Origin of the sequence: Oricola sp., from assembly GCF_965230365.1 — a bacterium.
In the GTDB taxonomy this organism is placed as follows: Bacteria; Pseudomonadota; Alphaproteobacteria; order Rhizobiales; family Rhizobiaceae; genus Oricola.
This window is the reverse complement of record NZ_OZ246003.1, coordinates 2,711,305-2,734,227: the sequence shown is the minus strand read 5'-3', so window position 1 is coordinate 2,734,227 and position 22,923 is coordinate 2,711,305. Positions and strand designations below refer to the sequence as shown.

The window sequence follows — 22,923 nt, the reverse complement described above, 5'->3', positions numbered from 1 at the left end:
GAAAACCCGATTTCCCATTTCCGGGCAGGAGCAAACGTGACGAAACAGGCGAAACCGAACTCGAGGCCGGCGGAACCGCATGCTCATCGACGTCCGGAAACACGAAATCACGGCGGCTCTCTCGTTCCGAGAGCGCGAATTGGGTGAAGAATGTGAGCGAATCAGCCGCAAGATTCCGGTTTTTTCGCCACAAGTGATGTTGTCGCAGGTCTCCATGCGCCGTAATGCGGTTTTTGGCGACCCTTAAAAGCCATTGTTTAGCGTTTAAGACATTGATTTGACTACAAGAAATAGCTGTGTTGCAATTGACGAAACTGATTCGCCATTTTGTGTTTTGAGTCGTGGCAGCAGCATCTCGAGAAGCGCGTCTAGTCCTGCGCCTGGTCGACCAGGTTACCGGTCCTGCAAAGGCGGTGGTCAGTTCGATCGGTGCCGTCAACAGGGCGATCAACAAGGTTACCGGCAGCGCGGCACTGCGGTCGGCCGGCGCTAGCGCCAGGGTAGGCGCCCGTCGCCTTCGCACTGCGACCGGCGGCGGCAGTGGTACCGTTGCCTCCGGCCTTGGTGTCTACGGCGCCGCCCGCGCCGCGCAGAATGTCTACGAATACGAGAAGATGGGCAATGCCGCACAGGCCGTCGGTCTCTGGACCGACGCCCAGCGAGGCGCGCTCGAGGATTACGCGCAGCAGCTCAACCAGGCCTTCCCGTTCACCAACAAGGATATCCTGTCTGCCGCCTATGAGTTGAGCCGGGCCGGGATGACTTTCGAGCAGGTCATGGGCTCGCTTCGGTCCACTCTGAACGTTTCTCTCGCCGGCGATCTAGGCCTCCAAGAGACGGCCGACATCATGACGAACGTCGCGCAGGCCATGCGCCTCCCGATCGAGACGGCCCAAGAGACGGCCGACACGATGAAGCGTGTCGGCGATACGCTGGCGTACGCGGCGACAAACTCCAACACCGACATCCAGCAGATGGGGACGGTGTTCAAATACGTCGCCCCACTCGCGGCGGCTACCGGTATGTCGCTCGAGGAACTGGCTGCCACGTCGATGATCCTAGCCAACAACGGCATCAAGGCCTCGAACGCCGGCACCGGTCTCAGGTTCGCGCTTTCATCGATGCTGAAGCCGACCAAAGAAGCCATGAAAGCATTCGACCGCCTCGGGATCTCGGTGGGCGACTATGTCCAAGGGGCGCGGAAGATCAGCGGCGAGGACGTGGTCCAGCAGCTTGCCATCGATGGGATTGACGCCGCCGGCCTCGAGGGGCGGATCGACGCCATCCTGCAGGACCCGGCGATCAAGAAGGCCCCGGCCAAGCTGGTCGCGGCAATCTCGCAGATGCTGTCAGATGAGCTAGGCGCGGATCAGATTATCGATCAGGAGGCGCTGGCGTCATCGCTCAGCGACACGCTCGCCGTCCTCGGCACCCAGATCGATTTCAAAGGATTGCTTCGGGCGCTACGCAACAATCCCGACGCGGAAGCGCTTCTGCCCACCATCTTCGGGAAGAGGCAGGCGCCGAAGGTCATGGCCCTGCTCGCGCAGGATCTCGACGCTACTCTCGCCAAGCTACGTGACAGCTATGTCGGCGCGGCCGACACGATGTCCGGCTACCGGACGAAGGGCATCGTCGGCGACTGGATGGAATTTGTTGCCGTTGTTGACAACCTGACGATGACGCTTGCCAGCTCGGGTTTACTCGCAGACGCAACTCAAGCCCTCAGTGCTCTCACTACCGCTATTGACAAGCTATCAGATGCCAGCCCCGCGCTTCTCAGCATAGGGGCGAAGGCGATCGCGGCGACCGCTTTACTCGCACCACTCGGCTGGATCGCGAGTGGCGTGGCCAGTGCGCTGTCTACGCTCGCAACGGCGGCCGGCCTGATCTTATCGCCGGTTGGTGCCGCTGCTGTGGTGCTCGGCGCTCTTGCGGCCGTGTTCGTCAAGAACAATTGGGAAGGCATCAAGGAATTCGGCAAGTCGTTTCGCCAGTCCTTCGTAGACAGTCTCACCCCCCAAACCATTGAGCGCTGGCGGTCAATCAAGACTGCGGTGACTGACTTTTTCAAAAGCTCGGATTCACTCAAGATCGCGACCGAGACATGGGCGAACTGGGGCGATGCCATGGGCATTGTAGCGGCTGGCGTCGCTGATGGTATCGAGCAGGTGATCTCGGCGATCGAGAACCTGATCGCGAAGATCCGATCGATTGGCGACATCAAGCTTCCCAGTGTCGACGGCGCAGCCTTGAACCGGAACTATTACGGCAGCTCGGGTACGGGGATGGCGAACACCAGCGGGCCGTTGAACGTCCTGGGGGGCGCCGAGAGCAAGATCAACGGCAAGCGCGCCTCTGGTGGACCGGTCCGCAGAGGGCTTACATATCGCGTCAATGAGCGCGGCATCGAGACCGTTACGCTCGGCACCAACGCGTTCGTTGGGAAGGCTGGACAGTCCGGCCCGACGGTGCAGGAGAACCATTTCCATATTAATGGTTCGGATCCGCATGCGATCGCGGAGGAGATCGGCAGAATCCTTGACGACAAGCTCAGTCGAAGCCGTGAACTCAGCATCGATGGACGCAAGACGGTGGGAGGTTTCTAACGTGGTGTCGGCACTGGACACTCGGACGATCCGACGCATGCGTGGGCTTACTGCGCCCACGCTTTCTCGGTACATGGCGGGACTTCCGCTGGATGCCAGGCCGAAGATGGGACGGCCGACAAACCTCACATTGAAAGATGCGTTGATGATCCTGACAACCGAGAGACTAATGCGGTGCGGTCTCTCTCAGCCGGCCTCCCTAGCTTGCGCATCGTCGGTCGCAGACGCTTTCAGTGAAATCCTGTCGGGACGAAAGGAGGTCGTCTATGCCTTCTTCATCAAGGCCGATTCTGGCCTTTATCACTCGACGACCTGCTTCAACAAAAAAGAGGCGACCGAGGTGTTCGACGCGCAACCCGGGGCGGTAATTCTGCCGCTTCACAAGCTTGCCGCGGAGTTCATGGCCGAGATCGCCGCCGCAACTGGAGGCGTAAATGCCACCTGACATAGAATTTGGGCTCACAATAGATGATTTCGGCCGTGTCATAGTCACGATTGACCCACCGGGGGCAGCAGTCACGTTCGAATTCACGCCACTTGAGATGCGAACCATGGCCGAGAAGCTGTTGCACGCGGCGATGCAAGCCGATGCGACCGTGACGCCGGTCGTGGAAGCCGCGCTTGCAAAGGCGGGGGGGCAAATTCACTGACAAAGCCAATCACACGACATATTCGCTCTTGCGAAGTTAGGATCGAGTCCTTCGACACCGAGGCGCGGACTGTCGAGGTTTGTTGGGCCGCTGGCGCGAAGGTGAAGCGCCGTTCTTGGGAGACGGGCCCGTATATCGAGGAGCTCTCGATGAAGCCGGAACACATCCGGCTCGACAGGATGAACGCCGGGGTGATGAGTTTGCTCGATACGCACGACAATTGGTCGATGGAGCATCGCATCGGCGTCGTGGTCGCCAACAGCGTGCGCTTCGAGGGCAAACAAGCCTTTTGCACGGTCCAGATCAGCCGCAGCGGCCTCGGCGAGCGGCTCCTGAAGGATCTCGAAGACGGAATGGGTTTCCCAGTTTCTGTTGGATACAAGATCCACGCCTACGAGGAAAAAGACCCGGCTGAAGAAGGCAAACTACCCACCCGCCTTCTGACCGACTGGGAACCTTTCGAGATATCGGCCGTGCCAGTGCCGGCCGATCCACTGGCCCAATCCCGCAACGAGATGGAGTTGTCAGAAATGGATGAGGAAGATCTGATTGAAGCGCCACCGCGTCCGGCGTCGCCACTGGTGCGGCGGCGGAAGAAAATCGCGAAAAAGGCCGAACGACAGCAGCTCATTAGCCGCTTCGTTCACGATGATGAGGATCGGAAAGAGCTGCTCGAGACGACACGCGGTATGACCGAATCCGAAGTCCGCGGCGCCATCCTTGAGCACCGAGCGGCAGAGGATGATCGAACGGCGATCCATACTCATATGGAAATACCCGAGCTTCACAATGAGCGAACCACACGCGTTGAGGCGATGACAGAAGCGCTCTACCATCGCTGCAATCCCGCTCACGAGATCACAGAGCGCGCGCGGGACTATGCCGGTCTGACGATCCCTGAACTGGCCAGGATCGCGCTTGAAGCTCGCGGCGAACGGACTAGAGGGCTGTCGAAAAACGAGCTCGTAACGCGGGGACTGCACACCACGTCCGACTTTCCGGAGGTTTTGAGTGCCACGGTCAATAAGACCCTGCAGGCGAGCTATGCGGCGAAGCCCGCTGCCATGAAAATGCTTGGCAGGAGATCCTCAGCCGCTGACTTCAAGGACAAGCACGCCATCCAGCTCTCCGGCGGTCCTGAGCTCGAACCGGTGAACGAGCACGGCGAGTACACGCGAGGAACTTTTGTCGAAGGCAAGGAATCCTATCGGATTCACAAGTCCGGCAAGATCTTCAGTATCACCCGAGAGGCTTTGGTGAACGACTCCCTCGGCGCCTTCGACAGGGTGCCGCGCGAACTGGCGAGGAAATCACGCGATTACGAGGCAAAATTCCTGGTCGAACTTCTGGAGTCCAATCCGGCCATGGGCGATGGAAATGGATTGTTCCACGCGGGCCACAACAATCTTGGCTGGCCGGCGGCTCTGGGCGTCGACGCGCTCAAGGGGGCGTACAAGGCGTTCCGAAAACAGGTCGGCCTAGCCGGCGAGTTGATCGACATCACACCAAAATATCTGCTTGTAGGCGCCGACCTCGAGGTCGATGCGCGGCAGATGCTGATGCAGATCAATCCGACCAAGCAGGAAGATGCCAATCCGCTACGCGAGGAGATAGAGCTCGTCGTAGAGCCGCGGCTTTCGAGCCCGGCCGCATGGTACTTGGTAGCTGATCCGGCGCAGCAAGATGGGCTCGAATACGCCTATCTTGAGGGCGCGGAGGGGCCGCAACTGTTCCATCGTGCCGGCTTCGACGTCGATGGCGTAGAAATCAAGATCAGGTTGGAATTTGGTGCAGGCTTCCTCGACTGGAGAAGCTGGTATCGGAATCCTGGTGCCTGATTGACTTTGCGGTGGCGGTGTTCATGACGCTCCCGCGATCCGGGCCTCGGTGGCAACCGACGCCGAGATAGCGATCGCCCGGCCGTCGTTTGCTCTAGGGCGGGTCATGGTCGCGACAGGTAGTGCGATGAGGAACGAACTTCCCGATCTCCCACAAGGTCTAGGTCCGGGCCAGGTCCGGCAAGCCTTGCGCTGTTCGCCGAGCGAGCTAGAGCGCTGGTCAAGAGATGGCCGTCTTTCGCCAGATGGCACCCGAATCTTCAAGCATCAGGACGGCCGCTATGAGTGGCGTTCTGTACGGGGGCGCGCTTGGCTACCGGCGACTGTTGCCGCCGCAAAGCCACTCCTAAATAATTGGCGCATTCAAGACATGGACGCGGAAGAGGCGCGCCGCGCTGAATGGAAAAAGCGACAAGGCGCCGATCGCCTCTGACCCTCACAGGGTGAGGATTTTAACCCTATTTGGGTTGCGACAAGTCTCTAATTCTGTGGCACGATTCGCCTGCGAAACATGGAGGTGAGCATGAAACCGAAGGCGACTTCAAAAAACCTACCGGAGACGTGCGGGATTCTGATGTGGGATTCGATTAAAGAGGTCCGCATAAGGCCGTCTGAGTACTGCCCTAGCCGCTATGACGCGATTGACGTGTTAACTGGCGAGCTTTTGCTCTCTGGAAGCGCTGAGTTCTTCGAACTCAACGCGATCCCTGTATAGATCTGACCTCGTTAGCGCCGGGGTGCACCAAGTCGGCTCCGGCCGCTTCGATGCCGGCTTGCACACCCTCGAGGAAAGGCGTCATTCCCACCTCGGTTAGAAGCGGCGGTGCGATAGTCAGTGGCAGTGGCGCCTCAGTTCCCAAAACCACTTGGCAACCGACAGTGAAGCCGGCTGAGAAATCGTCGTGCGGTATATTCATTCTTCATCTCCATTTCCGTGACGGATCGTAATCTAAACATCGGGGAAATCGGGGAACATGCGGATTTTCATCCGCGTATGATTGTACGCTTTGGCGCAGTGCGGTATTGGTACCGCAGACCCCGACCCGCTATTGCGGGGCGGAGTCCTCGGGGAGCCAGTGGTTCCGGGATGAGGGTCGAATCAAATCCCGGACCACTCCCCATTTTTAACATTTTAACGATCCAAACACCTTCACCGCGCAGCTTATCACCGGTGATTCACAGCCGGTGTATAAGTGTCTCTTGCAATGCCTTGGTCTTGCCAGTTTAAGCGAAGTGATTCGACCAGATCACGGCAACAGCAATTGCATTCGCGATCCCCGCAACAGTATAGCCCAAGCTCAAGGGGCGGATTGTCGCAAGCACGGTGACCGCAATCGCTGAAAGTGACACGATGTAGGTGTTCAACTGCCTTGCCCCGATCGATTGTCGTTGGCGCCCGGCCCCAATGTGCCGCCCGCCTCCAGTATCGCCAATCCGATTAAATAGACCAAGAAATGCCGGCGTTGCTTCCTCGCGATTACAAACGCGCATTCGAGAAGATAAACGATATCCATCTTTTGCCCCTTTCGGTTAGACCGAAGAAGCTTGCGCGCAGCTCAGAACATCGAAATTCCAACAATTTGTTATGGCGCCGGGGTCACGCGGTCATTGCTTTGTGTTGGGCATTCGGCAAGGCCCGACACGGCACCACTCGGGATCTTCGCCAGTGATTTCCCTTATGGCTTCCTAGATGGCCAAGGATAGTCTCGTCACGGCCTTGTAGTCGTCGCTGAGGGGCGAAAGCGCGATCAGGTAGGGAAGGAGCCGCGAATGCATCTCGGCCGCTTCGCTGGCAAACCGTACGCGTTCCAAATCGGTGAGGGACTTGCGGCGTTTGTGGTGTCGTACCATCGAGGTTTTTCTCCCCGTGGTAGTTCCGCCCGCGTAAAAAATGTATCGCGCTGATCGAGTGCCTTCAAGGAATTGAGGAGTGAAATGCTGTTCCGCCGGTGCTCGGTATCATCATCTAAGATTAGAGGATGAGCAGGCACTTCCCGTCAGTCGGCGATAGTAGATCGATCGGGCCATTCCCAATCCTCGTGGTTATGAGGCGGCTCAAACGATGTGAACCCGGCAAGTGCGTCAAGAGGGAGGATATAGGTTTCCGGAACGATATCCGAATAAGTATCTGATAGACGCCAAGCTTCTTCAAGCGCGGACTTTCTTCCTGCGATTTCGCGTTCAACATCTTTCCGCTTGGCTTTGACTCGTTCATGAAGTGGGGCGTTTTTCATCATAGAGTCTCCGAATGATGGCTATGCAGGATGAATGGGAGGCCCATACGATCCGTGTAGGCCGTTAAAATGTCGTTGTAACCGCGGACTGCGCCACTGAGGGCTGCGTCTTTTGAATAGTCGTCGATCTCAAGGCGAAGATCCTTGAGTTTGTCGACATTCAGCATACGCCCATGGCTGTGCCAACGTTTATGATCGGATAACGCAGTGGCAATCTCCTCGGCCCGCCCGGCTTTTTCGTCGGGAGTGACGTCGGATCCGCGATTCGTCGTACGATGCTTTACCCAATCCTTAAATTTGTACTGGACAAGCCATTTCTTGAGGAGATCAATTGATAGATCTCTTGCCTGCTCGTAAAGCGCCAATTTGGCGAGGTCCAAGCTGCGCAGAAAGACCACATCTGCCGGACTCAAAGCGGCCTTAGCCGTAATTTCTTCGACCTTGTCGAGATATCCGAGCGCCGCAACGTATCCACTCCCGTCCGGCGCCATCACTTGAGGGTCAATTGGACCGAGCGCAGACGAATAATCCATATAAATGCTATCCCCGGCCATACAGAGAATGGTGCCGGCCGACATCGCAATATCGGGAACAATGAAATTCACGGTTTCATAGTGATGACGAAGTACGCCGACCATTCGCTCAGCGGTCTCCGCGGAACCTCCCGGCGTGCGAAGTACCACACTTATCGCCTTGTCTTGACGCTTAGACGCATCCGCTACTTCTTCAATGAAGTTTCTGAATAGGCGAAAATATTGCGGCGAGATCTGGCCAAAATAGGCAATCACATCGCACTTGAGGGCATTTTCAAGTGCGCGTGCCTTTTCGTCGATATGATGCACAATCGTGCGGTCCAAATCATGCGGATTGGACTTCATCGATTCTCTCCCCACAGGCGAGAGAAAGGATGGTGCATATTGCGCATAATGCAAGTGCCAAGAAGCCGCATACAGAACCCGAGCGGAACCCCGACGAACTTATTTAATGCTTCGGCGCTTCTGCGTTGTCGTAACATTATGATCTTTAAGGGTATTTTGGTGAGCGCGCAGGGGCTCGAACCCTGGACCTACTGATTAAAAGTCAGTTGCTCTACCAGCTGAGCTACGCGCTCCCATGCGGCCGGGCATGGCCCGTCCGTGAAAACGCGTCTTCCATACGTATGCCGGTTTTTGCGGTCAACCGGTATTTGCACATGCGCACGCAAAAAGCGTGGCAATTCGCCGCTCACGCGAATTGGTGAATTCAATGTGAACAGCTCTTCGCCTAGAACGGCTTGAAAATCGCGGCTATGGCAGGCGCGTGCGAAGCAGAACGGGGAATCAATGGCCGTCGATGTCAGCTATCTGAGCGCGCTGGGGGCAGGCGCGATCTCATTCCTGTCGCCCTGCGTGTTGCCGTTGGTGCCGCCCTATCTGTGCTACATGGCCGGCGTGTCGGTCGATCAGTTCCGCGGCGAAGACCAGGCAGGTGAACAGGGTGGCGGCGCGGCCGTCGCCGAAGTGCAGGCGGTGCGGCTGCCGCTGATTACCGCGGCGCTGGCCTTTGTGGCCGGTTTCTCCACCGTATTCGTGGCGCTTGGCGCCGGCGCCAGCACGATCGGCGTGCTGCTGCGTTCCTACCAGTCCGAACTGGCGATCGTCGCCGGCATCGTCATCATCGCCATGGGGCTGAACTTCCTCGGCGTGTTGCGCATCTCGGCGTTCTCGCGCGAGGCGCGGTTCCAGACACGCGGCGCGCCGGCCAATCCGCTCGCCGCCTATGTGATGGGGCTGGCGTTTGCATTCGGCTGGACGCCCTGCATCGGGCCGGTGCTGGGGCCGATCCTGACATTGGCCGGGGCGCGCGAAAGCGTCGGCGAGGGGGCGGCGCTGCTCGCCGTCTATTCGGCCGGGCTCGGCATTCCGTTTTTGCTGGCGGCGCTGTTTTCCGGCGCGTTCATGCGCTTCATGCAGTCATTCCGCAGCCATCTCGGCAGTGTGGAGAAGGTGATCGGCGTGCTGCTGGTGATCGCAGGCGTGCTGTTCCTGACGGGTGGCATGCAATCGATGTCGTTCTGGCTGCTGGAGCGCTTTCCGGTGCTGGGCACGCTCGGCTGAGCGGGCTTACGCCACAACGCCCTGTCGGCATGTAACTTTGCGACTTTGCGCGCCGCGCGGTGGCGTCTCGCGGCAAATCCCGCTATGCGCAACGCGGACGGGAACGATCGGCGGCCGGAGACGCAAATGACACGCACTTGCCTGACAATCATCCTGGCGGCGGGCCAGGGGACGCGGATGAAATCAGACCTGCCCAAGGTGCTGCACCCCGTCGCCGGCCTGCCGATGGCGGCACATGTGGCGCGGACCGCGCAATCGGCCGGATCGCAGCAAATCGCCGTTGTCGTCGGCCATGGCGGCGAGGCGGTGCGCACCGCACTTGAGCCGGTCGTGCCGGGTGCGAGCTTTCATGTGCAACACGAGCAGTTGGGGACGGGCCATGCCGTGTTGGCGGCGCGCGCGGCGATCGCCAGCGGCCATGACGATGTGCTGGTCGTGTTCGGCGACACGCCGCTGGTGCGCGCCGACGTGCTTGCGGCCATGCGCGCCAAGCTCGCCGAGGGGGCCGCGGTGGTGGTCGCCGGATTTCGGCCCGAAAGCCCGTTCGGCTATGGCAGGCTGGTCGAAAAGGACGGCAAATTGCTGGCGATCCGCGAAGAGCGCGATGCATCTTCTGAAGAAAAGGCCATAACCTATTGCAATGGCGGCATCATGGCGTTTCGGGGCGCTGAGGTGCTGGCAATCCTCGACGCCGTCGGCAACGACAACGCCAAGGGCGAGTATTACATGACCGATGCGGTGGAGATCGCCAATGCGCGCGGATTGCCGGTCGTCGCGTCGCAGGTGCCGACCGAGGACGTGATCGGCGTCAACACACGCGCCGAACTGGCCGCCGTGGAAGCGATCTGGCAGCAGCGCACCCGCCAGGCGATGATGGCGGAGGGTGTGTCGATGGCCGCGCCCGACACGGTGTTTTTCCATCATGACACGGTGGTTGCCGGCGATGTGACGATCGAGCCGAATGTGGTGTTCGGCGCGGGTGTCGAGATCGCCAAGGGCGCGCGCATCCGCTCGTTCTCGCATCTGGAGGGCGCAACGGTCGGCGAGGCGGCCGAGGTCGGCCCGTTCGCGCGGCTCAGGCCCGGTGCGGTGCTTGGCGGCAAGGCGAAGGTCGGCAATTTCTGCGAGGTCAAGAAGGCGGATATCGGCGAGGGCGCAAAGGTCAATCACCTGACCTATGTCGGCGACGCTGAGATCGGCGCGGGGGCCAATATCGGCGCGGGGACGATCACCTGCAATTACGACGGCTGCAACAAGCACCTGACCGAGATCGGCGAAAACGCCTTCATCGGCTCCAACTCGGCGCTGGTTGCCCCGGTCAAGATCGGCGCGGATGCCTATGTCGCCTCGGGCAGCGTGGTCACCACCGACGTGCCGGCGGACGCGGTGGCGTTCGGGCGGGCGCGCCAGGAGAACAAGGACGGATTGGCGCCGAAACTGCGCGCGCAGTTCAAGGCGGCGAAGGAAGCTTCCAAGACGGATTAGTCCGCAAGGGCTAACCGGCGCGAAGCAAGCGGATCGCCGCGTCGCGCTCGAACAGATAGAGCAGCGTGCGCAGCGCCTGGCCGCGACTGGCGGTCAGTTCCGGGTCGGTATCCAGCACCAGGCGGACATCGTCGCGGGCGATTTCCAGAAGGTCGGCGTGATCCGAAAGCGAGACCAGCCGGTAGCCCGGTGCGCCCGACTGGCGGGTGCCGAGGATTTCGCCTTCGCCGCGCAGCCGCAAGTCTTCCTCGGCGATGCGGAAGCCGTCCTCGGTCTCGCGCATGATGGCAAGCCGGGCATGGGCGATCTCGCCGAGCGGTTCGCGATACAAAAGCAGGCAGGTCGAGGCGTCGGCGCCGCGCCCGACACGGCCGCGCAACTGGTGCAACTGGGCGAGGCCGAAACGCTCGGCATGCTCGATGACCATGATCGTCGCGTCGGGTACGTCGACGCCGACCTCGATGACCGTGGTGGCGACGAGGATGCGGGTCTCGCCGTTCTTGAACGCCTCCATGGCGGCGTCCTTCTCGGCGCCGCTCATGCGGCCATGCACCAGCCCGACCGGTGCATTGATCGCAGACGACAGGGCACGGAATCGCTCCTCGGCGGACGTCGCCTTGACCTCCTCGTTCTCTTCGACGAGCGGGCAGATCCAGTAGACCTTCTGGCCGGTGGCCACCGCATTGCGGACACGCTCGATCACCGTGTCGAGCCGTTCCAGCGGTGCGGCGACGGTCTGGATCGGCTGGCGGCCCGGCGGCTTGGCGTCGAGGATGGAGATGTCCATGTCGCCATAGGCGGTGAGCACCAGCGTGCGCGGGATCGGCGTCGCCGTCATGACCAGCATGTCCGACTTGCGGCCCTTGGACGACAGGAGCAGGCGCTGGTGCACGCCGAAGCGGTGCTGCTCGTCGACCACCGAAAGGCCGAGATCGCGGAACACGACGCTGTCCTGGAACAGGGCATGGGTGCCGACGACGATGTCGATCGCCCCGGATGCCAGGTCGGCGAGAATGGCCTCGCGTTGCTTGCCTTTTTCGCGTCCGGTGAGGATCTCGATACGCAGGCCGGCTGCCTCGGCGAGCGGCGCGATGGAGGCGAAGTGCTGACGGGCGAGGATTTCGGTCGGGGCCATCATGGCGGTCTGCGTTCCCGCCTCGATGGCGTTGGCCATGGCGAGCAGCGCGACGATGGTCTTGCCGGCGCCGACATCGCCCTGCAACAGCCGCAGCATGCGGTCGGGCCTGGCCATGTCGGTGCGGATTTCGTCCAGCGAACGGCGTTGCGCGGCGGTCAGTTCATGGCCGAAGGCGGCGCGTATTCTGGCGGCGGTTTCGCCCGAACCGTCCAGCACGCGGCCGGCCGTTTTCTTGAGGCGGCGGCGGACAAGACCGAGCGCCAACTGGCCGGCCAGCAACTCGTCATAGGCGAGCCTGCGCCGTGCCACGCTCTGTGGTGCGATATCCGCTTCGTCGCGCGGCGCGTGCACGTTTGCGACCGCCTCGGCGAAGGACGGAAAGCCGTGGCGCACCGCGACATGCGGATCGGACCATTCGTCGAGATCGGGCACGCGCTGCAGGGCGCCGGCTATCGCCTTGCGGACGACCTTCAGCGACACGCCTGAGGTCAGCGGATAGACCGGTTCGACCAGGGGCAGGTCGCCGGTGTCGGCGAGGCGGACCATGTGATCCGGGTGGACCATGCTCGGTCGGCCATTGTACCACTCGACGCGGCCACTGATCAGCATCGTCTCGCCGACGGGCAGGGCCTTGTCCAGCCAGCCCGGCTTGGCATGAAAGAACACCAGGCCGATCTCGCCCGTCTCGTCATGGGCGAAGACCCGGTAGGGCACGTTGCCGCGGCCGCGCGGCGGCGGCTGGTGATGGTCGATCCTGACCTCCAGCGTGACGATCGCGCCTTCCGGGGCGCGGGCAATGCCAGGCCGGTTGCGCCGGTCGATGATGGAATGCGGCAGGTGGAACAGCAGCGCCAGGATGCGCGGCTCGTCCATCGCTTCCGGAACCTGCAGCAGGTTGCCGAGGTTCTTCGCCAGGCGCGGGCCGATGCCGTCCAGCGCGCTGACTGGCGCAAAAAGGGGATCGAGTACCGGCGGCCGCATTCGCATATCTTTTACGATGGAGAGACCGATGATCAAGGCTGACAAGCCGGGGCGGGAAGATTATACCGGCCCAATCCTCCGCAAACCGAGACAAGCCTCATGAACCCGCTGCCGCCGGATACCGATACCGATTTGGACGCACGCCGCAGGCGTGCCCGGTTTCGTGCGTGGCATCGCGGCATGAAGGAGATGGATCTGCTGCTCGGCAAATATGCCGATGCGCAGGTGGGCGCGATGGACGCGGCGACATTGACGGAGTTCGAGGCCTTGCTCGAAATCCTCGACCGCGACCTGTTCAAGTGGTTCACGGGCGAGGGGCCGGTGCCGGAAGATCAGGACACGGCGCTGTTCCGCGCCATATGCGACTTCCACGGGATTACGCCGCAGTGAGCAAGAAGACCTCCTCCAACTGGATTGACGTGCCGGATGTTGCTGCCGATGCGGGCAGGCTCGTCTTCAGCGGTGTCGCCGATGGCGCCGAGCCATTCGTCGTCAATGCGCTGTTCGGCAAGGCAGCGATTTCGGGCGGCCCGGTCGTGCTGGTCTCGCGCGATGCGACGCGGCTTGCCGATATTGAGCAGGTTTTCGGTTTTCTCGCGCCAGACATTCCCGTCATTTCGTTCCCGGCCTGGGATTGTCTTCCCTATGACCGGGTCTCGCCGTCGGCCGATGTGTCAGCGCGCCGTCTGGCCGCGCTGACCGAGATCGCCAAGCTTGCCGAAGCGCCGCGTCCGGCGCTGATCCTGACCAGCGCGAACGCCGTCCTGCAGCGTGTGCCGTCGCCGCAATCCATCGCCAACCAGGTCGTACGGGCCCGACCGGGGCAGCAGATCCGCATGGACGACATCGTGTCGGTGCTGACGACTGCGGGGTTTGAGCGGGTTCCGACTGTCCGCGAAGTCGGCGAATTCGCCGTGCGCGGCGGCATCCTCGATCTGTTCGCACCGGGTTCCGGCGAGCCGGCACGGCTGGATTTCTTCGGCGACACGCTGGAGAGCATCCGGTCGTTCGATCCGGCCAACCAGCGGACAACCGGGCAGCAGACGGAATTCGTGCTGCAGCCGGCCAGCGAGATTTCGCTGACGCCGGAAACGGTGACGCGGTTCCGGCAGGGCTATATCTCGACCTTCGGCGCACCGACCCGTGACGACGCGCTTTATGCATCGATCGTTGAGCAGCGCCGTTTCGCCGGCATGGAGCACTGGCTACCACTGTTCGACGACGGTCTGGTGTCGATCTTCGATTGCCTGCCCGACGCGCCGGTCGTTTTCGAGCACCTGGTGTTCGAGGCGATGACCGAACGCCGGAAAATGATCGAGGATCACTTCGAAGCACGCCAGTCGCAGTCAGACGGCAGTCTCGGTGGCGACGGCGTGCCCTACAAGCCGCTGCCGCCCGACGATCTGTACCAGACGCCGGACGGTGTGCTGAAAACGGTCAGGGGCCGCACGGTGATCGAGCTGTCGCCCTTCGGGGTGCCTGAGACGCCGGAGAAACCGGTGTTCGACATCGGCGTTGCCTCGGGACGGAATTTCGCGCTCGAGCGCGCCGACAAGTCGGCGAATGTGTTCGAAATGGCAGCCCGGCACATCGGCGAGTTGCGTGCATCAGGAAAGCGGGTGCTGTTGGCGGGCTGGAGCGACGGTTCGCTGGCGCGGCTGATCCAGATCCTCGAGGAGCACGATCTGGAGGGCATCGAAACGGTTTCAGGTGTGGGTGTAGCGCTGGCCATGAACCGGACGCGTATTCCGGCGGCGGTGCTGTCCATCGAGCATGGGCTGGAGAGCGCAAACCTCGCACTGATCGCCGAGCAGGATATCCTTGGTGACAGGCTGGTGCGCCGCCGGCGGCGGCGCAAGGCGTCCGACTTCATCGCCGAAGCATCGGCGCTGGCCGAAGGCGACATCGTAGTGCATGTCGATCACGGCATCGGGCGCTTTGCCGGCCTGAAGACAATCGAGGCGGCGGGTGCGCCGCACGATTGCCTCGAAATCCACTACGCCAGCGAAGGCAAGCTGTTCCTGCCGGTCGAGAACATCGAGCTGCTGTCACGTTATGGCTCCGATTCCGAGAATGTGGCGCTCGACAGGCTTGGCGGCGGCGCCTGGCAGGCGCGCAAGGCCAAGCTGAAGAAGCGGCTGCTCGACATGGCCGACCAACTGATCGCGATTGCGGCAGCGCGCGAAACGCGGGCCGCCCCGGTGTTGCGGCCGCCGGAAGGGCTGTATGACGAATTCGCCGCGCGTTTCCCCTATGACGAGACCGAAGATCAGATGCTTGCCATCGATGCGGCAATCGACGATCTCGTCGCCGGCAAGCCGATGGACCGGTTGGTGTGTGGTGATGTCGGCTTCGGCAAGACCGAAGTTGCGATCCGCGCGGCGTTTGTCGCCGCCATGAACGGCGTGCAGGTGGCCGTCGTGGTTCCGACGACCTTGCTGGCCCGCCAACATTTCCGTTCGTTCAGCGAGCGTTTCCGCGATCTGCCGCTCAATCTCGCACATGCCTCGCGGCTGGCCGGCCCAAAGGCACTGGCCGAAGCGAAGAAGGGCATCGCCGACGGCAGCGTCGACATCGTGATCGGCACGCATGCGCTGCTCGGCCAGAGCATCAAGTTCAAGACTCTCGGCCTGCTGATCGTCGACGAGGAGCAGCATTTCGGCGTCAAGCACAAGGAACGGCTGAAAGACCTGAAATCGGACGTGCATGTGCTCACCCTGTCGGCGACGCCAATTCCGCGCACCCTGCAACTGGCGATGACCGGAGTGCGCGAGTTGTCGCTGATCTCGACGCCGCCAGTCGACCGGTTGGCGGTGCGCACCTTCGTCTCGCCATTCGACGCGCTGATCATCCGCGAGACGTTGCTGCGCGAACGCTATCGCGGTGGTCAGAGCTTCTATGTCTGTCCGCGCATTTCCGATCTTGCGGACGTGAAGGCATTTCTCGACGAGCACGTGCCGGAATTGAAGGTAGCGGTCGCGCATGGCCAGATGGCGCCGGGCGACCTGGAGCAGGTGATGAACGCGTTTTACGACGGCAGTTACGACGTGCTGTTGTCGACAACGATCGTGGAATCCGGGCTCGACATTCCGACGGCCAACACGATGATCGTGCACCGGGCCGACATGTTCGGCCTTGCACAGCTCTACCAGATCCGCGGTCGTGTTGGACGCTCGAAGGTGCGCGCCTATGCGCTGCTGACGCTGCCGGCCAACAAGGTGCTGACCAAGACGGCGGAGCGGCGGCTGAAGGTGCTGCAATCGCTCGATTCGCTGGGCGCAGGCTTCCAGCTCGCGAGCCACGATCTCGATATCAGGGGCGGCGGCAACCTGCTTGGCGAAGAGCAATCCGGCCACATAAAGGAGGTCGGCTTCGAACTGTACCAGCAGATGCTGGAAGAGGCCGTGCTGGAGATGAAGGGCGAGGCGGTCGGCGACCAGGGTCAATGGTCGCCGCAGATCACTGTCGGCACCTCGGTGATGATCCCGGAAAGTTATGTGAGCGACCTGCAACTGCGGCTGTCGCTCTATCGCCGCATCGGCGAACTGGAGGAAATTGCCGACATCGACGGGTTCGGCGCGGAGCTGGCAGACCGTTTCGGTCCGCTGCCGGCGGAAGTCGAGCACCTGCTCAAGGTGGTCTACATCAAGGCTTTGTGCCGCAAGGCCAACATCGAGAAGCTGGACGCCGGCCCGAAGGGCGCGGTGATCCAGTTCCGCAACAAGGAATTCGCCGATCCCGCCGGCCTGATCGCGATCATCGGCGAGCAGGGGAGCATGGCCAAAATCCGCCCGGACCAGTCGATCGTCTTCACCAGAGACTGGCCGACGCCCGAAAAACGGTTGGCCGGCGGCGCGGTGCTGGTCACGCGGCTGGCGCGCCTGGCCGAGGCGGCGACGGCGAATGCCGCATGAAAAACGGGGCCGCAAGGCCCCGTCACAATCAAGTCAACTTGAGCGCTGAGTGGCTGTAATCAACCGCCCTGCTTGGCTTTTTCCTGCTCTTCGCGCAGCTTCTTCTGGAAGTCTTCGCGGCGCTTCTGGATCGCTTCCTGCAGTTCCTGCTGGCGGCTTTCGACTTCCGACTGCTGCAAAGGTTCACCGTCAAATGCAGCGGTAAAGCCCTTGAGCGAAATCGAGATCGGGTTCGGCTGGTTCTGGAAGTTGACCGAAGTCAGCTTCATCTCGCCGCCGAGCTTGAGCGACTTGACGAGGTCTTCGGTGAGCGGCGCTTCGGCGATGCAGCGGTCGGGCAGGCAGATCGCATAGTCGATCTTGGCGGCTTTTCCACCGTCGATCTGCAGGCCGATACCGGCGGGGATGACACGGCCGGTCGGCACCGCGATCTGGAAGATCGCCCGGTTCACCTTGCCGGTGATCTGGATCAGGTTGACGGCGGTCAGCAGTTGGCCGGTGTTTGCCGTACGGATGTTCTGCACATTGCAGATGTCATTGTCTTCCTGCTTGGTGCAAACCTTGAACCATCCCTGGGGAGGTGTCGGCGCGCCCTGTGCCGCAGACGTTGTTACCGCGGCAAGCGAGGCAATTCCCGCACTGGCGAGAAGTACTATCGATTTCCTGAAAATGGCGCGCATATGGCTGCTTCCCCTGTGATTACCAATCTCGGTTTCCGCGAACCGGTGCTGTCGAATTAAGGCCATAGCATGGCTGACGGAATTCGCCGGTTTGATACACAGGCTCATAGTCAAATGCCAGCCCTGATTGACGGCGGGTCGCTTTTCGCGTGAAACGCTTGTGGCGGCGTGAAAGCTACGTTCATGGAGGAATCAGTAATGTGGAAGACGAGTGGCGTTGGTGCGGTTGTACTCGCGGCGTGGCTTGCAATGGCGGGTCATGCGATGGGCGAACCGCAGCACGGCATCGCCATGCACGGGCAACCGGCCCTGCCGGCGGATTATGCGAGTTTCCCATACGCCGACCGTGAAGCGCCACGCGACGGAAAAGTCGTCTACGGGGTGCGCGGAACCTTCGACAGCCTCAATCCGTTCCTCCTGAAGAGTATCCGCACCACCGCACGCGGCGTCATCGACCCGCAATTCGGCAATCTGGTCTACGAAACGCTGCTGCAACGCTCGCGCGATGAGCCGTTTACGATGTATGGCCTGCTTGCCGAAACGGTGGAGACGGATTCCGACCGCACATGGGCGGAGTTCGCGATCAATCCGAACGCCGAATGGGCGGATGGCCAACCGGTGACGCCGGAGGATGTCATCTTCACTTATGAATTGCTGACCGAGAAGGGCCGCCCGCCCTATAACGCGCGGACCAAGCGGATATCAAAGATCGAGAAGACCGGCGACCGCAAAGTCCGGTTCACGTTCAACGAAAAGGCAGACCGCGAGTTCGTGCTGCTGATCGGCCTGACACCGGTTCTGCCGAAACACGCCATCGATCCCGACCGATTCGACAAGGACCCGCTTGCCAATCCGCTGGGCAGTGGTCCCTATGTGGTCGACAAGGTTGAGCCCGGAGCCCGCATCGTCTACCGCCGCGATCCGAACTATTGGGGCCGCGACCTTCCATCCAGGGCGGGATTCAACAATTACGAGACGATCACCGTGGAGTATTTCCGCGACCAGACGGCGTTGTTCGAAGCCTTCAAGAAGGGGATTGTCGATATCTATCCGGAGGGCGACCCGGTGAAATGGGCGACCGCCTACGACTTCCCGGCGGTCAAGGACGGGCGCGTGAAGAAGGCGAGTTTCGTCTCGGAGCGGCCGGAATCGATGCTCGGTTTCTTCTTCAACACGCGCCGCGAGGTGTTTGCCGACCGCCGGGTGCGCGAGGCGCTGGCGATGCTTTTCGATTTCGAGTGGGTCAACAAGAACCTGTTCGACGGTCGATATCGGCGGACCGGTTCCTTCTGGCAAAACTCGGGCGAGCTTTCGGCGCTGGGGCGCGCCGCCGACGACCGCGAACGCGCATTGCTCGCGCCTTTTCCCGACGCTGTTTCGGATGCCGTGATGGAGGGTAGTTATCTTCCCAGCAAGACCGACGGGTCTGGACGTGACCGGCAAGTCCTGCGCGCCGCGTTGCGCAAGCTTGGCAACGCCGGCTTTGCCATCGAGGATGGCAAGCTTTCGAAAGACGGCAAGCAACTGGCCTTCGAGATCATTGTGTCGGGCCTCGGCGAAGAAAAGATGGCGCTTGCCTATCAGCGATCGGCCGAACTGCTCGGAATCGCGGTGACCGTTCGGACGCATGACGATGCGCAGTTTCAAAGCCGCCGGCAGACCTGGGACTACGACATGACGATCGCCAGCCTTTCGGCATCGCTGTCACCGGGCGCGGAGCAATATGGGCGATGGGGGGCGCAGTCGCGGGATGTCGACGGGACGTTCAACTATGCCGGCGCAGCCGACCCGGCAATTGACGCCATGATCGGTGCGATGGTCAACTCGCGCGAGCGCGAGGACTTCGCGGCCGCCGTGCGGGCGCTCGACCGGGTCTTGATCTCCGGTCACTACGTGATCCCGCTCTATCACATTCGCGAGAAGTGGGTGGCGCATTGGGACCACATCAAATATCCCGAGAAGACGCCGCTTTACGGCTATCAGCTTCCGGTGTGGTGGTCGGAGAAATGACGCAAATACAAGTCGATATCGTATCGGACGTCATGTGCCCGTGGTGTTTCGTGGGCAAGCGGCGCTTCGAGAAGGCGCTTGATGCGTTGGCGCCCGGCGTCTCGGTCAGCGTCAACTGGCGGCCCTATCAGCTCGATCCGACCCTGCCGCCCGAGGGCAAGGACCGCAAAACCTACCTGGCCGAGAAATTCGGCGGGATCGAGCGCGCGAAAGAACTCTACCAGAACATAAAGGATGCCGGCAAAGGCGAGGACATCGCGTTTCGCTTCGACGATATCGCCGTGTCTCCGAACACGCTCGACGCGCACCGGCTGATCCGCTGGTCGCAGAGTGCGGGCGCGGGCGTTCAGGACAAGGTCGTCGAACGGCTATTCGAACTGTATTTCCTGGAGGGCGCGAATATTGGAGACCATTCGGTGCTGATCGACGCGGCCGGCGCATGCGGCATGGACCCGGCAATCGTCGAAGGCCTGCTGGCCGGCGACGCCGACCGGGATGCGGTGACGCAGGAAATCGCGGTCGCCCAAAACATGGGCGTCACCGGCGTTCCCTGCTTCATCATCGATTCGCGCTATGCGGTCATGGGTGCGCAGGACCCGGCTACGATTGCCGACGCAATCAACCAGGTTGCCGACAAGCAGAATTCAGCGATCGATTAAGTCCGATCAGTGTTCGAGGCCCGGCCGCATGAGGTAGCGGCGGTTTTCGGGCACCCACTCGAAGACCTCCGTCACCTGCGGATGGCGGATCGGCTCGCCGGTTTCGTCGGGCAGCAGGTTCTGCTCCGAAACATAGGCGACGTACTCTGTTTCCGAGTTCTCGGCGAACAGGTGATAGAACGGTTGGTCCTTGCGCGGACGAATCTCCTCGGGAATAGAGTCGTACCATTCCTCGGTGTTGGCGAATTCCGGATCGACGTCGAAGATCACGCCCCTGAACGGAAACAGGCGATGGCGGACGACGTCGCCGATTGCATATCTTGCTGTAGCTGTTTTCATGGTCGTTTCTTCCATGCCAGTGATGTGTGCCAGCGCGCAAGAGTTTTCAAGAGCTTGGCGCAAGCCCTGTTTTCCGTAAAGTGCCGCCAAGCCACAGGTGGATTCTTGAAGGCCGACGATGGGTAACGTAATTGGACTGGTGCTGCCGTTTTTCGGGCTGATCCTGCTCGGATACGCGGCGGCGCGCATCACGCGCCAGCCGCTGGACGCACTCGGGTGGATGAACACATTCATCGTCTATGTGGCGTTGCCGGCGCTGTTTTTCAATCTGCTTGCGCGGACCCCCGTCGAACAGCTGACCCAGTGGCGGTTCGTTTTCGCCACCACATTCAGCACCTTCTTCGTTTTTGCGCTGATGTTCGTGATCGCGGCAATCGGCTCGCGCGGCAATGTCGCCGAAAGCACCGTCAAGGGATTGGCGGCGGCCTATGGCAATATCGGCTATATGGGGCCGGGTCTGGCGCTGCTCGCATTTGGCGACGCAGCGGTCGTGCCGGTGGCGCTGATTTTCTGCTTCGACAATACGCTGCATTTCATCATGGCGCCGCTGCTGATGGCGCTTTCAGGCGGCGGCGATGCGCAACCGCCCTGGCGGCTCGCGCTCGGCGTTGTCCGCCGGGTGCTGTTTCATCCGTTTATCCTGGCGACGATTGTCGGAATCGGCGCGGCCGCGATTTCGTTCCAGCCACCGGCGCCGCTTCAGACATTGCTGGATTATCTCGCCGGCGCGGCAGCGCCCTGCGCATTGTTCGCAATGGGCGTGACGCTGGCGCTGCGGCCGCTCCGGCGCGTGCCGGGCGACATGGGGTTCATCGTTGTCATCAAACTCATTGTGCATCCCGCACTGGTCTATGTCGCGCTGAGCTGGATCGGCGATTTCCCGGATGTCTGGCTTTACGCAGCCGTGCTGCTGGCTGCGCTGCCCACCGCCACGAATGTCTATGTCATCGCCCAGCAATATGGTGTGTGGGTCGAGCGCGCCTCGGCGTCGGTGCTGGTTACGACCGTCGTTTCGGTCGTAACCGTGACGCTGCTGCTCTACGGTCTCAGGAACGGGCTTGTTCCGCCCGACCTGTTTCCGTGAACTTCTCTCCGAGCCCGGCGAGCGCGCGAAATCCCCATCCGGGTTGCATGCCCTCGCGCATGAACAGTCCGCGGACCGGCGGCACGGCGGAAATCAAGCCGAGGCCGGCGGCGCGCGCGAACTGAACCGGCAGGAAGCCGGTCAAAAGCGAGCGATTGAGGAGATCGACAGCACCGGTCCTCGACATCACATCGGCGCGGCGGAGTCGGTCATATCGCGCAGTCACTCCGGGCGCGCCGGGGTCAGACGGCGCCGCCGCCACGCACTTGCCCAGATCGGCGATGTCGCGCATGCCCAGATTGAGGCCCTGTGCGCCAATCGGCGGGAAGACATGGGCCGTCTGTCCGGCGAGCATCAGGCGATTGGCGCCGAAGCGGTGGGCGATCAAGCCCGAAAGCGGCCAGCGTTGCGGTTTCGTGATATCGAAGACCCGTCCAAGCATCGAACCCATACCCTCTTCGATGGATGCTGCAAGTTCTTCCGGCGGGGTGTCGATGATCTTCTCGGCCTGTTGTGGCGTGACGACCCAGACGAGGCTGGATCGCCGGCCCGGCATTGGCACGACGGTGAACGGGCCGGTCTCGGTGTGGATCTCAGTGGAAGTGTCGCCATGACCATGCGTGTGCGAGAAGCTGAGCACGACCGCCGTTTGCGGATAGGACCAGCGGCGCACGTCGATCCCGGCTGCTTTGCGCATGACGGAGTCCACGCCATCAGCGGCTATGACCAGATTTGCGTTGACGGTATCGTCATTGTCGAGCGAGATCGACGCGTGATCCCGGGAGAAGGTCGCGGACCGTGCCATGGCGTCGACGCGCCGGATCTTCGGCGCGTTCTCAAGCCGGTTCGCCAAAGCCTCGTTCAGGACGCGGTTCGGAATGTTGTAGCCGAACGCTTCTTCATCGATCTCCGCGGCCTCGAATGTGACGGTCGGCGCGCGGACCAGCCTTTTGGTGCCGTCGATGATCCGCATCGATTTCAAGGGCGCGGCGCTCTCCACGATTTGCGGCCACGCGCCATGCGCTTCGAGCATCGCTATTGCCGGCATCATCAACGCGGTTGTACGGTCATCGCCGTCGACGAAGGTACCAGTCGGTGCGACCAATGTGGTCTCATATCCGTGCGAGGCGGCTTCGAGCGCGGCTGTCATGGCGGCCGGGCCGGCGCCGATTACAGCAATTTCCGTTTCCACCATTGATACGCCTC

At 61.5% G+C, this 22,923-nt stretch carries 19 protein-coding genes and 1 tRNA gene; 12 read left to right on the top strand and 8 right to left on the bottom strand.

The window, feature by feature from the left end; translation table 11 throughout:
* Positions 1–79 precede the first annotated feature (79 nt).
* From ACO06R_RS13200 to ACO06R_RS13180, 5 genes are all read left to right on the top strand, one after another.
* A complete protein-coding gene (locus ACO06R_RS13200; RefSeq protein WP_421850614.1) occupies positions 80–247 on the top strand; it encodes a hypothetical protein in 168 nt (55 codons plus the stop codon).
* A 94-nt stretch (positions 248–341) separates the two neighbouring features.
* Positions 342–2,609 carry a phage tail tape measure protein gene (locus ACO06R_RS13195; protein WP_421850611.1) on the top strand — a complete coding sequence of 756 codons (2,268 nt, stop codon included), beginning with the start codon at positions 342–344 and terminating at the stop codon, positions 2,607–2,609.
* Between the two features lie 73 nt (positions 2,610–2,682).
* A complete protein-coding gene (locus ACO06R_RS13190) occupies positions 2,683–3,054 on the top strand; it encodes a hypothetical protein (protein WP_421850608.1) in 372 nt (123 codons plus the stop codon).
* Positions 3,044–3,259 carry a hypothetical protein gene (locus tag ACO06R_RS13185; protein ID WP_421850606.1) on the top strand — a complete coding sequence of 72 codons (216 nt, stop codon included), beginning with the start codon at positions 3,044–3,046 and terminating at the stop codon, positions 3,257–3,259. The genes ACO06R_RS13190 and ACO06R_RS13185 overlap by 11 nt, the downstream gene beginning before the upstream one ends.
* Complete coding sequence (locus ACO06R_RS13180; RefSeq protein ID WP_421859396.1) at positions 3,256–5,097, top strand: prohead protease/major capsid protein fusion protein; 1,842 nt, start codon at positions 3,256–3,258, stop codon at positions 5,095–5,097. The genes ACO06R_RS13185 and ACO06R_RS13180 overlap by 4 nt, the downstream gene beginning before the upstream one ends.
* Before the next feature lie 1,686 nt (positions 5,098–6,783).
* Here ACO06R_RS13180 and ACO06R_RS13175 read toward each other — a convergent pair.
* The 4 genes from ACO06R_RS13175 to ACO06R_RS13160 form a co-directional block, all read right to left on the bottom strand.
* Complete coding sequence (locus ACO06R_RS13175; RefSeq protein ID WP_421850603.1) at positions 6,784–6,948, bottom strand: hypothetical protein; 165 nt, start codon at positions 6,946–6,948, stop codon at positions 6,784–6,786.
* 146 nt (positions 6,949–7,094) lie between these two features.
* Complete coding sequence (locus ACO06R_RS13170) at positions 7,095–7,334, bottom strand: hypothetical protein (RefSeq protein ID WP_421850600.1); 240 nt, start codon at positions 7,332–7,334, stop codon at positions 7,095–7,097.
* A complete protein-coding gene (locus ACO06R_RS13165; protein ID WP_421850597.1) occupies positions 7,331–8,209 on the bottom strand; it encodes an SDH family Clp fold serine proteinase in 879 nt (292 codons plus the stop codon). Before ACO06R_RS13165 ends, ACO06R_RS13170 begins: the two co-directional genes overlap by 4 nt.
* 157 nt (positions 8,210–8,366) lie before the next feature.
* Positions 8,367–8,442, bottom strand: a tRNA-Lys gene (locus tag ACO06R_RS13160).
* 211 nt (positions 8,443–8,653) lie between these two features.
* Between ACO06R_RS13160 and ACO06R_RS13155 the strand changes: the two genes are divergently transcribed.
* Both ACO06R_RS13155 and glmU read left to right on the top strand, forming a co-directional pair.
* On the top strand, positions 8,654–9,427 hold the full coding sequence (locus ACO06R_RS13155; RefSeq protein WP_421850594.1) for a cytochrome c biogenesis CcdA family protein: 774 nt from the start codon (positions 8,654–8,656) through the stop codon (positions 9,425–9,427).
* Between the two features lie 126 nt (positions 9,428–9,553).
* Positions 9,554–10,912, top strand: coding sequence for a bifunctional UDP-N-acetylglucosamine diphosphorylase/glucosamine-1-phosphate N-acetyltransferase GlmU (gene glmU / locus ACO06R_RS13150; protein WP_421850592.1), 1,359 nt, complete (start codon positions 9,554–9,556; stop codon positions 10,910–10,912).
* Between the two features lie 10 nt (positions 10,913–10,922).
* Here the strand turns inward: glmU and recG are convergent, their stop codons facing one another.
* On the bottom strand, positions 10,923–13,031 hold the full coding sequence (gene recG, locus ACO06R_RS13145; RefSeq protein WP_421850589.1) for an ATP-dependent DNA helicase RecG: 2,109 nt from the start codon (positions 13,029–13,031) through the stop codon (positions 10,923–10,925).
* A gap of 99 nt (positions 13,032–13,130) precedes the next feature.
* Between recG and ACO06R_RS13140 the strand changes: the two genes are divergently transcribed.
* A complete protein-coding gene (locus ACO06R_RS13140) occupies positions 13,131–13,421 on the top strand; it encodes a succinate dehydrogenase assembly factor 2 (RefSeq protein ID WP_421850586.1) in 291 nt (96 codons plus the stop codon).
* Between the two features lie 23 nt (positions 13,422–13,444).
* On the top strand, positions 13,445–16,945 hold the full coding sequence (gene mfd, locus ACO06R_RS13135; protein ID WP_421859393.1) for a transcription-repair coupling factor: 3,501 nt from the start codon (positions 13,445–13,447) through the stop codon (positions 16,943–16,945).
* A gap of 59 nt (positions 16,946–17,004) precedes the next feature.
* Here mfd and ACO06R_RS13130 read toward each other — a convergent pair whose 3' ends face one another.
* Positions 17,005–17,625 (bottom strand): invasion associated locus B family protein, encoded by a 621-nt coding sequence (locus tag ACO06R_RS13130; RefSeq protein WP_421850583.1) that lies wholly within the window; start codon positions 17,623–17,625, stop codon positions 17,005–17,007.
* Between the two features lie 198 nt (positions 17,626–17,823).
* On the opposite strand from ACO06R_RS13130, the gene ACO06R_RS13125 reads away from it, so the two are divergent.
* Positions 17,824–19,635, top strand: coding sequence for an ABC transporter substrate-binding protein (locus tag ACO06R_RS13125; RefSeq protein WP_421850580.1), 1,812 nt, complete (start codon positions 17,824–17,826; stop codon positions 19,633–19,635).
* A complete protein-coding gene (locus tag ACO06R_RS13120) occupies positions 19,632–20,294 on the top strand; it encodes a DsbA family oxidoreductase (protein ID WP_421850576.1) in 663 nt (220 codons plus the stop codon). Before ACO06R_RS13125 ends, ACO06R_RS13120 begins: the two co-directional genes overlap by 4 nt.
* Before the next feature lie 6 nt (positions 20,295–20,300).
* Here ACO06R_RS13120 and hspQ read toward each other — a convergent pair whose 3' ends face one another.
* Positions 20,301–20,633: a heat shock protein HspQ gene (hspQ, locus tag ACO06R_RS13115; RefSeq protein WP_421850573.1), complete on the bottom strand. Its 333-nt coding sequence runs from the start codon at positions 20,631–20,633 to the stop codon at positions 20,301–20,303.
* A 118-nt stretch (positions 20,634–20,751) separates the two neighbouring features.
* Between hspQ and ACO06R_RS13110 the strand changes: the two genes are divergently transcribed.
* Positions 20,752–21,717 carry an AEC family transporter gene (locus tag ACO06R_RS13110; RefSeq protein ID WP_421850570.1) on the top strand — a complete coding sequence of 322 codons (966 nt, stop codon included), beginning with the start codon at positions 20,752–20,754 and terminating at the stop codon, positions 21,715–21,717.
* Here ACO06R_RS13110 and ACO06R_RS13105 read toward each other — a convergent pair.
* The gene (locus ACO06R_RS13105; protein ID WP_421850567.1) at positions 21,680–22,912 is read right to left on the bottom strand and encodes a UbiH/UbiF family hydroxylase; all 1,233 of its coding nucleotides are present in this window, start codon (positions 22,910–22,912) and stop codon (positions 21,680–21,682) included. The genes ACO06R_RS13110 and ACO06R_RS13105 overlap by 38 nt on opposite strands.
* Positions 22,913–22,923: the final 11 nt, after the last annotated feature.

Bases quoted from the DNA above. Each gene is read 5' to 3' on its own strand.
- ACO06R_RS13200 (WP_421850614.1), top strand. From the start codon at position 80: ATGCTCATCGACGTCCGGAAACACGAAATCACGGCGGCTCTCTCGTTC.
- ACO06R_RS13190 (WP_421850608.1), top strand. From the start codon at position 2,683: ATGGCGGGACTTCCGCTGGATGCCAGGCCGAAGATGGGACGGCCGACA.
- ACO06R_RS13185 (WP_421850606.1), top strand. From the start codon at position 3,044: ATGCCACCTGACATAGAATTTGGGCTCACAATAGATGATTTCGGCCGT.
- ACO06R_RS13175 (WP_421850603.1), bottom strand. From the start codon at position 6,948: ATGGTACGACACCACAAACGCCGCAAGTCCCTCACCGATTTGGAACGC.
- ACO06R_RS13170 (WP_421850600.1), bottom strand. From the start codon at position 7,334: ATGATGAAAAACGCCCCACTTCATGAACGAGTCAAAGCCAAGCGGAAA.
- ACO06R_RS13165 (WP_421850597.1), bottom strand. From the start codon at position 8,209: ATGAAGTCCAATCCGCATGATTTGGACCGCACGATTGTGCATCATATC.
- ACO06R_RS13155 (WP_421850594.1), top strand. From the start codon at position 8,654: ATGGCCGTCGATGTCAGCTATCTGAGCGCGCTGGGGGCAGGCGCGATC.
- glmU (WP_421850592.1), top strand. From the start codon at position 9,554: ATGACACGCACTTGCCTGACAATCATCCTGGCGGCGGGCCAGGGGACG.
- recG (WP_421850589.1), bottom strand. From the start codon at position 13,031: ATGCGGCCGCCGGTACTCGATCCCCTTTTTGCGCCAGTCAGCGCGCTG.
- ACO06R_RS13140 (WP_421850586.1), top strand. From the start codon at position 13,131: ATGAACCCGCTGCCGCCGGATACCGATACCGATTTGGACGCACGCCGC.
- ACO06R_RS13130 (WP_421850583.1), bottom strand. From the start codon at position 17,625: ATGCGCGCCATTTTCAGGAAATCGATAGTACTTCTCGCCAGTGCGGGA.
- ACO06R_RS13125 (WP_421850580.1), top strand. From the start codon at position 17,824: ATGTGGAAGACGAGTGGCGTTGGTGCGGTTGTACTCGCGGCGTGGCTT.
- ACO06R_RS13120 (WP_421850576.1), top strand. From the start codon at position 19,632: ATGACGCAAATACAAGTCGATATCGTATCGGACGTCATGTGCCCGTGG.
- hspQ (WP_421850573.1), bottom strand. From the start codon at position 20,633: ATGAAAACAGCTACAGCAAGATATGCAATCGGCGACGTCGTCCGCCAT.
- ACO06R_RS13110 (WP_421850570.1), top strand. From the start codon at position 20,752: ATGGGTAACGTAATTGGACTGGTGCTGCCGTTTTTCGGGCTGATCCTG.
- ACO06R_RS13105 (WP_421850567.1), bottom strand. From the start codon at position 22,912: ATGGTGGAAACGGAAATTGCTGTAATCGGCGCCGGCCCGGCCGCCATG.